Here is a 13,618-nt window from a genome sequence, read left to right as displayed (position 1 = left end):
AATTACTTCTTAGCGTAACGAGTTTTGAATTTATCGATACGACCAGCAGTATCAACCAATTTCATCTTACCAGTATAAAAAGGGTGAGAAGTATGAGAAATCTCCAATTTATATAGAGGATATTCATTACCATCTTCCCATTGAACAGTCTCTTTAGTATCTACACAAGATTTTGTTAAAAAAGAGTACTCGTTAGACATATCTTTAAATACTACAAATCTATAGTTTGATGGATGCAGATCTTTTTTCATATTGTTATATACTTATGTGTCGCTTATTTTTAAGGATGCAAATATCGTGATTTTATTTTTCAGAAACAAATAAGTGTGGAAAAATTATCTACTATACTTTTTACGGGTTTCGATTTTCTGCTTTTGTCTCGCAATATAAGCGTCAGCAATCACTTCTGCTGAGGGCAATTCAGAGTTACTAATCAATAAGGCCTTTAGTTTAACTTCATCAACATCAGTCCTATATAAAATATTCATCATTTTAGAGATATCATTATCCAACAAGTATGCAAATGCCTCAATCAGCCGTTCTCGCATTAAAGCTTCAGTGGCCAGGTTATCAATATCAAAATCCTTATTAATAATATTACTTAGGGAAGTTAACTCATCCATCATTTCACTTCCTGACATAATTCAACCAAAACCCCATTGATACCCTTTGGATGTACAAAACATACCAGTTTATTATCAGCTCCTGGCTTTGGTTGCTCGTTAAGCAATACAAAGCCTTCTAATTTTAATCTTTCCATCTCCAACACAATGTTATCTACTTCAAATGCAATATGATGTATCCCCTCTCCCTTCTTGTCAAGAAATCTGGCAATTGGGCTATTTTCAGAAGTAGCCGCAAGCAACTCAATCTTACTTTCTCCTGTTTTAAAAAAGGCTGTATTCACACTTTCGGAGGCTACTTCTTCCTTCTTATAACAAGAAGTTCCCAATAGCCTTTCGTACAAACCACAGGAAAAATCAAGATCTTTTACTACGATGCCAATATGCTCAATCTTCTTCATAAATGAATTAATACGTTAAACAAATGTAAAAATGCAAGTTTTAACTATACCGTCATAGGTATTAATTATAATTGTTGGTAATCTTTTTTCGTATCTTTGTCTATTAATAAGAATAAACAAAAACGATGGAACTTCCTATTTACTTAGATAATAATGCCACTACCCCTCTAGATCCTAGGGTTTTAGAAGCAATGCTACCTTATTTTACAAACAAGTTTGGTAACGCTGCCAGCCGTAATCACGCCTTTGGATGGGTTGCTGAAGAAGCTGTTGATTACTCTCGTGAACAAGTAGCCAAATTAATTGGCTGTACAGAAAAAGAAATCATTTTTACTTCGGGTGCTACAGAAGCAGACAATCTGGGTATAAAAGGTGTTTTCGAGATGTATCAGGATAAAGGTAATCATATCATTACTGCAACAACAGAACACAAAGCTGTTTTAGATACTTGTAAACATCTGGAAAAAGCAGGTGCAAGAGTTACTTATCTTAAAGTTAAAGAAGACGGTCTTATCGATCTTCAGGAACTTGAAGCAGCAATGACCGATCAAACTATTCTTGTAACCATTATGTATGGAAACAATGAGATAGGTGTTGTTCAACCAATCAAAGAAATATCGGCAATTGCTCATAAACACGGTGCTTTATTCATGACAGATGCTACACAGGCGGTTGGTAAAATCCCAGTTGATGTAAACGCAGATGGTATTGATTTAATGGCATTTTCTGCCCATAAAATGTACGGTCCTAAAGGTGTAGGTGTGCTTTATGTACGTCGCAAAAACCCAAGAGTTAAGGTAACAGCACAAATGGACGGTGGTGGTCACGAACGCGGTATGCGTTCTGGAACATTAAACGTACCTGGTATTGTTGGCTTAGGTAAAGCTTGTGAACTTTGCCGTTTAGAGATGGATAGTGAAGCAAAACGCTTGTCTGGTTTAAGAGATAAACTTGAAACTGCGCTTACTCAACTCGAAGAAAGCTATGTAAATGGAAATGTAAACCACCGTTTACCGCATGTTGCAAATATTTCATTTAAATATGTTGAAGGGGAAGGCTTAATGATGGCAATGAAAGATCTTGCTGTATCATCAGGTTCAGCATGTACTTCAGCTTCTTTAGAACCTTCATACGTTTTAAAGAGCCTTGGACTATCTGATGATCTTGCACACTCTTCTATCCGTTTCGGTTTAGGTCGTTTTACAACTGAAGAAGAAATTGATTACGCAATCGAAAACACTAAAAAAGCAGTTAATCACCTTAGAGACCTTTCTCCACTTTGGGAAATGTTCAAAGAAGGTATAGACTTAAGTAAAATTGAGTGGGCTGAACATTAATAATAGCCCCTTAATTAATAAAAATATAAATCATCTCTATTAACAGAGATTTAAAGTAAAATAAAATGGCATATTCAGAAAAAGTAATGGAACATTATACCAACCCTAGAAATGTTGGTACTTTAGATAAAGATAGTAAATCAGTTGGCACAGGCCTAGTTGGTGCACCTGAGTGCGGCGACGTAATGCGTTTGCAAATTGAGGTTGATGAAAACAACGTAATTACAGATGCTAAATTCAAAACATTTGGATGTGGGTCTGCAATTGCATCGTCTTCACTTGCAACCGAATGGTTAAAAGGAAAAACAGTTGATGAAGCATTAACTATTGACAATATGGATATTGTGGAAGAACTGGCTTTACCTCCGGTAAAAATTCACTGTTCAGTATTGGCAGAGGATGCTATTAAATCAGCAATTAACGATTATCGTGTTAAAAACGGTATGGCGCCATTTGAATTGGCTAAATCTCATCACTAGGTAAATATTACAGATGTAGCCATATAAGCTACAATGTTTAACTAAAATGAGTGTAATTTGGTATACATTTTGAATACCATTATTAGAATTAATACTATTAAGACATGATCACGATAACAGATAAAGCAAAGAGCAAAATTGATCACCTTATGCAAGATGCGCATATGGATAGCAGCTATTTCTTACGCGTTTCAGTTAAAGGTGGTGGCTGTTCAGGTTTATCCTATAACCTAGATTTTGATAACGAAGAACAAAAGGGAGATCAGTTTTTTGAAGACAGAGGAATTAAAATAGCTCTGGATATGAAATCTTTTTTATACCTGGCAGGCACTGAACTTGATTTTTCTGATGGTTTAAATGGAAAAGGCTTTAATTTCAACAACCCAAATGCCAGCCGTTCCTGCGGTTGTGGAGAGAGTTTTTCTGTTTAACATACATTTCACTATATTTGTAGAGGGCGCTTTTAGCGCCCTTTTTTATTATGCTATAACAAGCTAACCAATCATATAATATGGTATCATTCAACGAGTCGGCTACAGTTCCCAGTTTACTGCGAAATGTAGTTGAAAACATTCATAAACCAGAAGAGACCTTCCTTATAGATAAAAAGACTACGGAGTGGGAGGAAATATCTTTCAAAGAGACGCTCGATAATGCGGATGCGGTTTCAACATTCTTTTTAAACAAAGGGATAAAAAAAGGTGACAGAATGGGTCTAATGATAGAGAACTCTCCTGAGTATGTTTACTATGACCAGGGAATACAACAAATCGGAGCCATTAATACATCTATATATCCTACCCTATCCGAGCATGAGGTAGAGTATATCATTAATGATTCAGGTATCAAAGCTATCTTAATTGGGAATACCTTCTTATACAAGAAAATACTGAAAATTGCAGGCAACTGCCGGCAGTTAAAATATATCATACCCGCTTTTTCAGAATACACAAAAGTGACCGTACCAGAAGACCTGAATGTAGAAATTATAAGTTTTGAGGAAGTTCTTAATACTAAAAGCAATCTCACTACGGACAAATTAGCAGAAATAAAAGTTCTTAGGGATGCACTTACCCCTTCAGATATTTCGGCATTGATTTATACTTCTGGCACTACCGGTACTCCTAAGGGTGTAATGCTTTCTCATAGTAATTTCGTTGAAAACGTTAAGGTTTGTTTACAACAGATTCCTGTTATTGATGAGACTGAAACATTCTTATCATTTCTACCTTTATCACATGTTTTTGAGCGTACTGCGACCTATCATGTTTGTTGTGCACAGGGCTGTAAAATTGCCTTCGCCCAAAGTTTAGAGTTATTGGCAAAAAATATGGGTGAGATAAGGCCCACTGTAATGAATTGTGTTCCCAGACTATTAGAAAGGATTCATGACAAAGCTATAAAAAGTGGTACTGCTGGAGGTGGATTAAAATCTAAAATCTTTCTTTGGGCCCTGGAAACAGGCAAGAACTATCGTCAGGAAAAAGAAGCAGGCAGATCACCCGGCATCTTTCTCTCAACAAAGCGTTCAATAGCCGAGAAACTTGTTTTCAGTAAAATAAAGGAGAAAACAGGGGGCAGATTAAAATTTATGATCTCGGGCGGGGCTGCATTACCTAAAAACGTGGGCGAATTTTTTGGAAATCTTGATATCAAAATACTTGAAGGATTTGGACTGACAGAAACCTCGCCGGTTATGTCTGTTACAGAATATCACAGGCAGGTTTATGGCACAGTTGGACGCGTAATTCCTGGTATTGAAATCGGCATACAGGATGTAGAAACCAAGGAAATGATCAACATTCAAACACATGAATCTTTTGACCCCAATTTTGAGTGTGCAGAAGGAGAAATAATAGTTCGTGGTCACTGTGTTATGCAGGGTTACTTCAATAAACCAGCTGAAACCGCCGAAGCTATTGACAAACACAATTGGTTTCACACAGGTGATATCGGCAGATTTTACCGAGGTAATCTACAAATCACGGACAGGTTAAAAAACATGATTGTAAATGCTTATGGGAAGAATGTTTATCCTACTCCGGTAGAAAACATCTATCTTAAAAGTCTTAAAATAGATCAATTATTTTTAATTGGCGATAAAAGGGAATACCTGACAGCAATCATTATCCCAAATAAAGAGAACCTTCAGGAAACATTTAAACTTCCTGAGTCATTTTTTCAAAAGCCAGAGCTTTTTATAGCGGAAAAAGAAATTATAGACTGGATAGGTCAGGATATTAAAAAGTTTTCAGCGGAACTTGCAAAATTTGAAAGGATTAAGAATTTTAAAGTTAAACGTAATCCCTTTAGTATTGAGGAGGGCGAAATAACACCAACTTTAAAAGCCAAAAGGAAAGTTCTTGAAAAAAAATATGCAGAAACTATCAACGAAATGTATACGGAGTCTGTTGAGTCAGATTAATATATATTGTTGTTGGTACTGAATATTCCCATTTAATACAGACAAAAAATGTTGCAAATACCTATTTTTGCATAATTTTAAAAATACAATACAAATAAAACTATACGGCTTAATGCCGGATACAAGAGATATATGAGTACAGGACTATCAGAATTAGAATTATTGCGCCGTAATTCACTAAATCAATTGCGTGAATTAGGGATAAATCCCTACCCTGCCGAAGCATTTGAAATAAATGCAAATGCTGCAGATATTTTAGCAAACTACGAGCGGGATAAAACTGCATATAAGAACATCAGCATAGCCGGCAGGATAATGACCCGCCGTATTATGGGAAGTGCTTCATTTGTCGAAATACAAGACTCTACAGGAAGAATACAAGTTTATTTAAAAAGAGATGATCTTTGTCCGGATGAAGACAAGACGCTTTACAATACCGTTTTCAAAAAACTGCTTGATCTTGGAGATTTTATAGGTGTTAAAGGTTATGTTTTCACCACTCAAACCGGTGAGATTTCTATTCACGTTACTGAGTTTAAACTCCTTTCTAAAGCCTTAAAACCTTTACCCATAGTTAAACGCGATGAAGAAGGTAATATATATGATGGGTTTACTGATCCTGAATTACGCTACAGACAACGCTATGTTGATTTAACTGTAAATCCTGGTTTTAAACAGATCTTCATCAACCGCTCTAAGGTGATCAACACTATGAGAAGTTATTTTGATGATCAGGGCTGGATGGAAGTAGAGACCCCGATATTACAGCCTATCCATGGTGGTGCCGCTGCACGTCCTTTTACCACACATCATAATACGTTAGACATGCCGCTATACCTTCGTATAGCTAACGAGCTTTATCTAAAAAGGCTTATTGTAGCAGGATTTGATGGTGTATATGAATTCGGTAAAATGTTCAGAAATGAAGGTATGGACCGCACGCATAATCCTGAATTTACTTCTATGGAAATCTATGTAGCTTATAAAGACTATATATGGATGATGGCCATGGTTGAAGAATGTCTTGAAAAGATTGCGGTGACTATTCACGGATCTCCGATTGTAAAGGTTGGTGAACATGAGGTTAACTTTGAAGGCCCATATGAAAAACTGACCATGTATGAGTCTATACAAAAGTATACTGGTATAGATGTCTCTAACATGACTGAAGAGGAATTGAAGGAAACTTGCAAAAGCCTAAATATTGAGATAGACGATTCAATGGGTCGTGGGAAACTTATCGACGAATTATTTAGCGAGAAAGTTGAAGCAAACCTGATCCAACCAACCTATATAACCGACTATCCTTTGGAAATGACTCCACTTGCTAAAAAACACAGAAGCAAAGAAGGTCTGGTAGAAAGGTTTGAATTGTTTGTAATGGGTAAAGAGATTGCCAATGCTTATTCAGAACTTAATGATCCGATTGATCAAAGAGAACGTTTTGAGGATCAATTGAAACTAGCAGCGAGAGGTGATGATGAGGCAATGGCTATGGACGATGATTTTATCAGAGCCCTTGAATATGGAATGCCACCTACCTCAGGACTAGGAATAGGAATAGACAGATTAGTAATGTTGATGACTAACCAGTCAACAATTCAGGAAGTGCTGTTCTTCCCTCAAATGAGACCAGAGAAAAAAGCGAAAGTAACTACCGATGAAGATTTCGTAAATGCTGGCGTTCCGGCTGAATGGGTTCAGGTGATTAGAAAAATGGGAATCAATACAATTGAAGAGTTAAAAGGTGCTAACCCCAACAAGGTTTTTAATGATCTTGGAGGAATGCGTAAGAAACTTAAACTAGAATTAACCATGCCTTCAAAAGAAGACGTAACCGCCTGGTTTTCTTAACATAGAGATAACATAAACTTAAAGGCCTGCTACATAAAAACTTAGCAGGCCTTTTCTATTTTTAGGGCATATTAAAATTGATAAATTATGAACAGTTCAAGCCTTGAAATAACAGAAAAAGAATACTGCATAAAACTAAGTAAAGAAGCATTTGACTTGACGTTGATCCGTCAGTTGATCACAAGAATACAATCAGAGCAATTGTTCTTTAGCAGAAAGAAAGATTATCTTGAAGATGATATCATCAGCAGAAATTCAGAGCATTATGAACCTAATGAAAACTTTGACAGATTAAGCGAAAAATAAAAAGCCACATTTGCATGTGGCTTTAAGCTTTTTCTTTACCTGTATCTAACCTGTTGTTGTCTATCCATCATTCCAAGCTGATCCTTCATTTGTTTAATCTGATCAGCAAGCAGTTTATTCTTATCTGCCTTTTTTGCTTCTGTAAGGTACATTTGTGCTTCCCTTTTATTTCTTTTTGCCATTGATATGCCAGCTAAACTTAATTTGGCCAGGGCAATATTATGGTCCATATGCAAACCTAAAGAAAGTGCTTTCTTAAAATATTTTTCAGACTGCATTGGAGCCTTTCTTGATTCTATAAGACCAATCAAAAGGTTATAGTAACCTTGTTGAACTCTGATCAGTTGTTTTTCATAATTAGTGATTCTCTTTAGGAACACTTCGGCCTTAACCATATTGTCTTTTCTTAAAAACCACTGAGCAAGCAACATATTCTCATTATAAAAATATGTAACAAGAATCAGGATACTTATAAAAATACCCAAAATACCCCAGCCCCAAAAACTGAAGAACATAAGGGCAATGGAAGCTCCTAACACAACAAAACCTAAAATAAGACGAACTATATTTGGCATATCCTTTTATAATTTTTTTGCAAATATCGTGTTTAAATACCAAAAAACAGATTTAAAATTATAATTTAAGCAAAAAAGAAATGACGTTCCTTTCATATTTTACTTAAAGATTTTCAAAATATGAATAGATTTACAAATCTTTAATTATGGAAACCACAGCGCAGCATATTAATAAGCAAGTAGAAGATTCCTCAACTGGTGAAATCATTCTATTAAATACCTGTACCCGTGATGCTATAACAACATTTCCATCTATGAGGGAAATGTATGACAATGGGTACTCAAAATATATTCCTGAATCTGGTGCTTTAAACGAAATAGAGCTTTTATTAAAAGGCAAAACTATTACCATTGTTTTAGGAACATGGTGCGGTGATAGCCGTGAACAATTACCCCATTTTCTAAAAACGACAGATGCATCGTCACTTGATAAAAAAGACATAAATTTTATCTGTGTAGATAGAACAAAAAAAGCGGAAAATGGGTTATTAGAGAACTTAAATATAGATCGTGTACCAACCTTTATTATTTATGAGGATGAAAAAGAGCTCGGTCGGATTATTGAAAAACCAATTATAAGCATTGAAGAAGATTTGGCACTTATATTATCAAAAAACTAAATATGTCGATTACTTTAGAGAAGAGCTGGCTTAAAGAACTAGATGCCGAATTTGAAAAGAGCTATATGAAAGATCTAAAAACTTTCTTACAGCACGAAAAGCAAAAAGGCATCACAGTATACCCTAAGGGATCAGAGGTTTTTAATGCATTAGATCATACCCCATTTGATAAAGTTAAGGTAGTGATTTTAGGGCAAGACCCTTATCATGGACAAGGACAGGCTCATGGCTTATCTTTTTCAGTTCAAAAAGGTGTTACAGTTCCTCCTTCTTTAAAGAACATATATAAAGAACTTGTTACTGATATTGAGGGATTTTCGACTCCTTCCCATGGCAATTTAACCAAATGGGCTGATGAAGGAGTTTTGTTGCTTAATGCTACTTTAACGGTGAGAGCCCACGAAGCAGGGTCTCATCAGGGTAAGGGTTGGGAAATATTTACCGACAAAATAATAAGTCAGCTATCTGAACATAGAAAGGGCCTAGTTTTCCTTTTATGGGGTAGATATGCCCAAAATAAATCGACATTAATTGATCAGACCAAACACACTATTTTGACGGCAGCCCATCCATCTCCTTTCTCGGCCTATAATGGATTTTTTGGGTGCAGGCATTTTTCTAAGGCCAATGCCATTTTAGAAAAACAAGGTGTTAGTGCAATTGACTGGCAAATTGTCTAAAAGAAATTAGTATTCCAAAGGAACGATTGGTTCCTTTTTGGTAGTAGACATGATCATCATTGTCTGAAAAGTTTTAACTACAGATATTTTACTGATCTTATCCATAATTAAACGTTCATAAGCCTTAATGTCATTAACGTAAACCTTAAGTAAGAAATCGGCTTGTCCAGTAACATGGTGACATTCTGTAATTTCTTTAATCTGATTTACCTCATCCAAAAAGATCTGTATGGTATTATTTTTATGAAAATCAAGTTGAACCTGAATAAAAGTTTTAATGCCTAAACCTAACTTCTCTTCGTCAACAAGGGCATGGTAGCTTTTGATAAATCCTGACATCTCTAATTTACGTACCCTTTCCAATGTAGGAGCTGGAGAAAGTCCTATCTCCTGAGATAACAATAAATTAGTTATCCTTCCATTTTCCTGTAGTAATTTAAGAATTTTAAAATCAGTTTTATCTAGTTCTGCTGCCATTAGTTTTATTAATATTATGCAAAGGTAGAATAAGAATGCGTTACATGCCAAATTTTATTCTAAAAATGTTACAATTATTTACAGTTTATTTCTTAATATTTTTTTAGATTTGTCTAAACTTATAGTTAGGCAACCATAAATGCAATCATTCACAGAGGAGAACTATCTTAAAATCATTTATCACCTTTCGCTTAATACTGAAAGCGCGGCACAAACCAACGCTATAGCCGAAAGAATACAGACTAAAGCGGCTTCGGTTACCGACATGATAAAGAAATTAGCAGACAAAAAGCTAGTTGATTATAAAAAATATCAGGGTGTAAAACTCACAGAATCAGGTAAAAATGCAGCAATTAACATTGTAAGAAGACACCGGCTATGGGAGGTATTTCTTGTAGAGAAACTGAATTTTAAGTGGGATGAGGTTCATGATATAGCCGAAGAGTTAGAGCATATTAAATCACCCGAGCTTATTGAACGTTTAGATGAATTCCTCGCTTTCCCTAAAAATGACCCCCATGGCGATCCTATACCAGATAAAAACGGAAAGCTTGATAATACAGTATTTATAAAATTATCAAAACTCAAGACCGGAGACAAAGGCCTGATTATGGGAGTTAGTGAACATTCATCAGTCTTTTTACAGCATCTCGAGAAAGTAGGTCTCACACTAGGTAAGCAAATAAGAATTACAGAAATCACTGATTTTGATGGTTCTGTAGAGCTTAGTATAGAAAACAAACAGATTAATGTAAGCCGGGAAGTGGCAAAACACATCCTCATTAAAATATAATATGAACAAACCTGAAACCACCACAAAAAACTCCGGCTCATTAAGTGAAGTGCATCAAAGTGTTGACACCAGCAAAAGAACTGGCTGGCGACGCATCCTTTCTTTTATCGGCCCTGCGTACCTGGTAAGTGTTGGCTATATGGATCCAGGAAATTGGGCCACAGACATTGCCGGCGGTAGTAAATTTGGCTATCAGCTCATCTGGATTCTGCTAATGTCTAACCTCATTGCATTGCTTCTGCAATCGCTTAGCGCCCGTTTGGGTATTGTAAGAGGCCTTGATCTTGCGCAAGCCTCAAGAAACGGCTATCCAAAATGGGTAAACATTCCGCTTTTTGGCCTGGCACAAACTGCAATTATAGCTTGTGACCTTGCTGAGATTATAGGTATGGCAATTGGTTTAAACTTATTATTTGGCTTGCCCTTAATATGGGGAATTAGCTTAACCATTTTTGATACTGTACTCCTACTTTTCTTGTTGAACAAAGGAATGCGCAAAATGGAGGCCTTTATTGTTTCAATGGTTTTCATAGTAGGCGTTTCATTTTTAGTAGAAATGTTTATAGTAGAACCATCCCTAAAGGAAATTGCAAGAGGTTTTGAGCCAACTATGCTATCAGGAGAGGCATTATATATCGCAATTGGTATTATTGGTGCAACTGTGATGCCACACAACCTCTATCTGCACTCATCGCTGGTTCAAACCAGAAAATTTGAAAGAGACAATAAAGGAATCAAAGAAGCCATCAAGTTTAATTTCATTGATACAGCCGTAGCTTTAAACCTTGCATTCTTTGTAAATGCAGCCATTTTAATCCTTGCAGCCGCTGCATTCTATAAAAATGGGTTACATGAGGTTGCGGAAATTCAAGACGCTCACAAACTGCTTCAAAACATCTTCGGCAATGTTGCTCCAGCTCTTTTTGCTATTGCACTAATCGCTGCAGGGCAAAGTTCTACCGTAACCGGTACCTTAGCCGGGCAAATTGTAATGGAAGGCCACTTAAAGCTTCGTATAGAGCCATGGTTACGCCGATTAATTACCCGATTGCTGGCAATTATACCAGCTTTTTTTACTATATTATGGTTTGGCAATGATGCTTTAGGTGGTTTATTAATTTTAAGTCAGGTCGTATTAAGTCTTCAACTCGGCTTTGCCGTAATCCCACTAATCCATTTCACATCAGACAAGCGTACGATGAAAGGATTCGCCATCAAAACGTGGGTAAAAATTCTAGCTTGGGGAAGCTCCATCGTTATTGTTTCCTTAAATGTTAAACTCGTTGTAGAAGAAATTAAAACCTGGGGTGCTGATGGCGGTTGGTATGTTTATGCTATAATAGTTCCATTAGCTATACTTATTGGATTGCTTTTGTTATACGTTTTCATATACCCTTTGATCAGCAAAATTAAGCGTGAGCAAAATGTAACTCCGCATGGCAGTGCACTTAATATTGATGAGGTTGAAAAAATACACTACAAAAGAATCGGTATTACTGTTGATTTTTCCAAGAACGATAGAAACACAATAAGACATGCTTTAATCCAAGGTGGCAAACAGGCCAACTATCATTTAATTCACGTAGTTGAAACAGCTGTAGCCCGCTACCATGGCGAATCGGCACTTGATTATGAAACACAAAGTGACACAGAAAATCTGGAAAAGTACCGTATTAATCTGGCGGAACTTGGATACAAAGCCACCGTCCATATTGGCTACGGAGGAACAGTAAAAGCAATCGTAGATATTACTAATGAAAGCAACCTTGAACTGCTTGTTATGGGTGCCCATGGACATAAAGGCTTAAAGGATCTGATACTTGGAACTACAGTGAATTCTGTACGTCATAAAGTGACTATTCCAGTGCTTATTGTGAGATAAAATTGAGATATTAGCGGATTCTTATGAAGAACGATATCCAGATTAAAAATAAAAGAGCCTATTTTGATTACCACATTATTGAAAAATATAATGCAGGAATTGCTTTATTAGGCACAGAAATAAAAGCCATCAGACAGGGTAAGGCCAATATGTCTGATGCATTTTGCATGTTTATAGGCAATACACTATACGTAAGAAACCTACACATTTCAGAATACAGTCATAGTTCATTTCATCACCACGATATTAAACGCGACAGGGCACTGCTTTTACAAAAAAAAGAAATCAAAAAGCTTAAAGTAAAAGGAGAAGAAAAAGGCTACACTATTGTCCCACTGCGTATTTTCACCAATGAAAGAGGTTTTGCTAAGATAGAGATCGCATTGGCCCAGGGTAAAAAAGAATTCGACAAGAGAGACAGTATTAAAGACAGGGAATCGAAAAGAGAAATGGACAGGGCTATGAAATTCTAACAGCCCTGCAAAAAAATTACCAGGCCTGATCTCCAACCAGGGGTACAAACCTAAAGGTATCCAATTCTATCCTTTCATAATCGGTTTCACTAACTCGAATTACAGTTACCATTTTTTGGGAGTGCTCATCACCTACCGGAATTACTAAAATACCACCTACTTTAAGTTGTTTAAGTAATATCTCTGGCACGAAGGGTGCCCCCGCTGTTACAATGATTTTATGATAGGGTGCATGATCAGCAATCCCTTTTGATCCATCTCCAAAAAAGAAATGAGCATTGTATCCCATACCGGGTAAAACCCTTATGGTATGCCTGTATATGCTTTCCTGACGCTCAATAGTATACACATTTGCTCCGAGTTCCATTAAAATACACGTCTGATAGCCGGATCCGGTACCAATCTCAAGAACCTTGTCGCCCTTTTTTATGTGCAATAATTCGCTTTGATACGCAACGGTGTAAGGTTGCGAAATAGTTTGTCCATCTCCTATTGGAAAAGCGATGTCTTTATATGCCTGATTCCAGAAAGTTTCATCAAAAAAGAAATGACGAGGCACCTTACCTATAGCTCTCAATACCCTCTTATCAGTAATACCTCTTGCTTCAAGGTGCTCTACTAATTTCTTTCTCGCTCCCTTTTCTCTGTAATTGTCAACAAACTTATACGCCATAGCACCCCAAAATTAGCCTT

General features: G+C 36.4%; 17 protein-coding genes. 11 read left to right on the top strand and 6 right to left on the bottom strand.

Annotated elements, in window-relative coordinates:
- Positions 1-2: 2 nt before the first annotated feature.
- The 3 genes from HQN86_RS04670 to mce form a co-directional block, all read right to left on the bottom strand.
- Positions 3-251 carry a type B 50S ribosomal protein L31 gene (locus HQN86_RS04670; protein WP_048906621.1) on the bottom strand — a complete coding sequence of 83 codons (249 nt, stop codon included), beginning with the start codon at positions 249-251 and terminating at the stop codon, positions 3-5.
- Positions 252-335: 84 nt separating this feature from the next.
- Positions 336-641 carry a hypothetical protein gene (locus HQN86_RS04665; protein ID WP_246269429.1) on the bottom strand — a complete coding sequence of 102 codons (306 nt, stop codon included), beginning with the start codon at positions 639-641 and terminating at the stop codon, positions 336-338.
- Positions 623-1,024, bottom strand: coding sequence for a methylmalonyl-CoA epimerase (gene mce, locus HQN86_RS04660; RefSeq protein WP_172659849.1), 402 nt, complete (start codon positions 1,022-1,024; stop codon positions 623-625). The genes HQN86_RS04665 and mce overlap by 19 nt, the downstream gene beginning before the upstream one ends.
- Positions 1,025-1,149: 125 nt before the next feature.
- Here mce and HQN86_RS04655 point away from each other — a divergent pair, with 125 nt between their 5' ends.
- The 6 genes from HQN86_RS04655 (at position 1,150) to HQN86_RS04630 (ending at position 7,425) form a co-directional block, all read left to right on the top strand.
- On the top strand, positions 1,150-2,361 hold the full coding sequence (locus HQN86_RS04655) for an IscS subfamily cysteine desulfurase (protein WP_172659848.1): 1,212 nt from the start codon (positions 1,150-1,152) through the stop codon (positions 2,359-2,361).
- Positions 2,362-2,426: 65 nt separating this feature from the next.
- Positions 2,427-2,840: a Fe-S cluster assembly scaffold IscU gene (gene iscU, locus HQN86_RS04650; protein ID WP_048906625.1), complete on the top strand. Its 414-nt coding sequence runs from the start codon at positions 2,427-2,429 to the stop codon at positions 2,838-2,840.
- 104 nt (positions 2,841-2,944) lie between these two features.
- Positions 2,945-3,271: a HesB/IscA family protein gene (locus tag HQN86_RS04645; RefSeq protein ID WP_068892349.1), complete on the top strand. Its 327-nt coding sequence runs from the start codon at positions 2,945-2,947 to the stop codon at positions 3,269-3,271.
- An 80-nt stretch (positions 3,272-3,351) separates the two neighbouring features.
- A complete protein-coding gene (locus HQN86_RS04640) occupies positions 3,352-5,265 on the top strand; it encodes an AMP-dependent synthetase/ligase (RefSeq protein WP_172659847.1) in 1,914 nt (637 codons plus the stop codon).
- 132 nt (positions 5,266-5,397) lie between these two features.
- A complete protein-coding gene (gene lysS / locus HQN86_RS04635; protein ID WP_172659846.1) occupies positions 5,398-7,119 on the top strand; it encodes a lysine--tRNA ligase in 1,722 nt (573 codons plus the stop codon).
- Between the two features lie 87 nt (positions 7,120-7,206).
- Positions 7,207-7,425 (top strand): hypothetical protein, encoded by a 219-nt coding sequence (locus HQN86_RS04630; RefSeq protein WP_172659845.1) that lies wholly within the window; start codon positions 7,207-7,209, stop codon positions 7,423-7,425.
- A 35-nt stretch (positions 7,426-7,460) separates the two neighbouring features.
- Here HQN86_RS04630 and HQN86_RS04625 read toward each other — a convergent pair whose 3' ends face one another.
- On the bottom strand, positions 7,461-8,000 hold the full coding sequence (locus tag HQN86_RS04625) for a DUF2892 domain-containing protein (RefSeq protein ID WP_172659844.1): 540 nt from the start codon (positions 7,998-8,000) through the stop codon (positions 7,461-7,463).
- Positions 8,001-8,146: 146 nt separating this feature from the next.
- Between HQN86_RS04625 and HQN86_RS04620 the strand changes: the two genes are divergently transcribed.
- Both HQN86_RS04620 and ung read left to right on the top strand, forming a co-directional pair.
- Positions 8,147-8,620: a thioredoxin family protein gene (locus HQN86_RS04620; protein ID WP_172659843.1), complete on the top strand. Its 474-nt coding sequence runs from the start codon at positions 8,147-8,149 to the stop codon at positions 8,618-8,620.
- A gap of 2 nt (positions 8,621-8,622) precedes the next feature.
- Positions 8,623-9,300 (top strand): uracil-DNA glycosylase, encoded by a 678-nt coding sequence (gene ung, locus HQN86_RS04615; protein WP_172659842.1) that lies wholly within the window; start codon positions 8,623-8,625, stop codon positions 9,298-9,300.
- A 6-nt stretch (positions 9,301-9,306) separates the two neighbouring features.
- On the opposite strand, the gene HQN86_RS04610 is transcribed toward ung, so the two are convergent.
- Positions 9,307-9,777, bottom strand: a complete 471-nt coding sequence (locus tag HQN86_RS04610) for an Lrp/AsnC family transcriptional regulator (RefSeq protein WP_048906633.1) — start codon at positions 9,775-9,777, stop codon at positions 9,307-9,309.
- A 139-nt stretch (positions 9,778-9,916) separates the two neighbouring features.
- Here HQN86_RS04610 and HQN86_RS04605 point away from each other — a divergent pair, with 139 nt between their 5' ends.
- From HQN86_RS04605 to smpB, 3 genes are read left to right on the top strand one after another with little or no spacing between them, the layout of a single operon-like run.
- On the top strand, positions 9,917-10,570 hold the full coding sequence (locus HQN86_RS04605) for a metal-dependent transcriptional regulator (RefSeq protein ID WP_172659841.1): 654 nt from the start codon (positions 9,917-9,919) through the stop codon (positions 10,568-10,570).
- A 1-nt stretch (position 10,571) separates the two neighbouring features.
- Positions 10,572-12,452: an Nramp family divalent metal transporter gene (locus HQN86_RS04600; RefSeq protein ID WP_172659840.1), complete on the top strand. Its 1,881-nt coding sequence runs from the start codon at positions 10,572-10,574 to the stop codon at positions 12,450-12,452.
- A 23-nt stretch (positions 12,453-12,475) separates the two neighbouring features.
- Positions 12,476-12,925 (top strand): SsrA-binding protein SmpB, encoded by a 450-nt coding sequence (gene smpB, locus HQN86_RS04595; RefSeq protein ID WP_172659839.1) that lies wholly within the window; start codon positions 12,476-12,478, stop codon positions 12,923-12,925.
- A gap of 16 nt (positions 12,926-12,941) precedes the next feature.
- Here the strand turns inward: smpB and HQN86_RS04590 are convergent, their stop codons facing one another.
- Positions 12,942-13,598: a protein-L-isoaspartate(D-aspartate) O-methyltransferase gene (locus tag HQN86_RS04590; protein ID WP_172659838.1), complete on the bottom strand. Its 657-nt coding sequence runs from the start codon at positions 13,596-13,598 to the stop codon at positions 12,942-12,944.
- Positions 13,599-13,618 lie beyond the last annotated feature (20 nt).

Source organism: Pedobacter panaciterrae, from assembly GCF_013204795.1.
In the GTDB taxonomy this organism is placed as follows: domain Bacteria; phylum Bacteroidota; class Bacteroidia; order Sphingobacteriales; family Sphingobacteriaceae; genus Pedobacter; species Pedobacter panaciterrae.
This window is presented reverse-complemented; position numbering and strand designations above follow the sequence as displayed.

Excerpts from the sequence above, each read along its gene's own strand:
- ung (WP_172659842.1), top strand. The coding sequence starts at position 8,623 with ATGTCGATTACTTTAGAGAAGAGCTGGCTTAAAGAACTAGATGCCGAA.
- mce (WP_172659849.1), bottom strand. The coding sequence starts at position 1,024 with ATGAAGAAGATTGAGCATATTGGCATCGTAGTAAAAGATCTTGATTTT.
- HQN86_RS04620 (WP_172659843.1), top strand. The coding sequence starts at position 8,147 with ATGGAAACCACAGCGCAGCATATTAATAAGCAAGTAGAAGATTCCTCA.
- smpB (WP_172659839.1), top strand. The coding sequence starts at position 12,476 with ATGAAGAACGATATCCAGATTAAAAATAAAAGAGCCTATTTTGATTAC.
- HQN86_RS04600 (WP_172659840.1), top strand. The coding sequence starts at position 10,572 with ATGAACAAACCTGAAACCACCACAAAAAACTCCGGCTCATTAAGTGAA.
- HQN86_RS04625 (WP_172659844.1), bottom strand. The coding sequence starts at position 8,000 with ATGCCAAATATAGTTCGTCTTATTTTAGGTTTTGTTGTGTTAGGAGCT.
- HQN86_RS04665 (WP_246269429.1), bottom strand. The coding sequence starts at position 641 with ATGTCAGGAAGTGAAATGATGGATGAGTTAACTTCCCTAAGTAATATT.
- HQN86_RS04630 (WP_172659845.1), top strand. The coding sequence starts at position 7,207 with ATGAACAGTTCAAGCCTTGAAATAACAGAAAAAGAATACTGCATAAAA.
- HQN86_RS04655 (WP_172659848.1), top strand. The coding sequence starts at position 1,150 with ATGGAACTTCCTATTTACTTAGATAATAATGCCACTACCCCTCTAGAT.
- iscU (WP_048906625.1), top strand. The coding sequence starts at position 2,427 with ATGGCATATTCAGAAAAAGTAATGGAACATTATACCAACCCTAGAAAT.
- HQN86_RS04590 (WP_172659838.1), bottom strand. The coding sequence starts at position 13,598 with ATGGCGTATAAGTTTGTTGACAATTACAGAGAAAAGGGAGCGAGAAAG.
- HQN86_RS04645 (WP_068892349.1), top strand. The coding sequence starts at position 2,945 with ATGATCACGATAACAGATAAAGCAAAGAGCAAAATTGATCACCTTATG.
- HQN86_RS04640 (WP_172659847.1), top strand. The coding sequence starts at position 3,352 with ATGGTATCATTCAACGAGTCGGCTACAGTTCCCAGTTTACTGCGAAAT.
- lysS (WP_172659846.1), top strand. The coding sequence starts at position 5,398 with ATGAGTACAGGACTATCAGAATTAGAATTATTGCGCCGTAATTCACTA.
- HQN86_RS04670 (WP_048906621.1), bottom strand. The coding sequence starts at position 251 with ATGAAAAAAGATCTGCATCCATCAAACTATAGATTTGTAGTATTTAAA.
- HQN86_RS04605 (WP_172659841.1), top strand. The coding sequence starts at position 9,917 with ATGCAATCATTCACAGAGGAGAACTATCTTAAAATCATTTATCACCTT.
- HQN86_RS04610 (WP_048906633.1), bottom strand. The coding sequence starts at position 9,777 with ATGGCAGCAGAACTAGATAAAACTGATTTTAAAATTCTTAAATTACTA.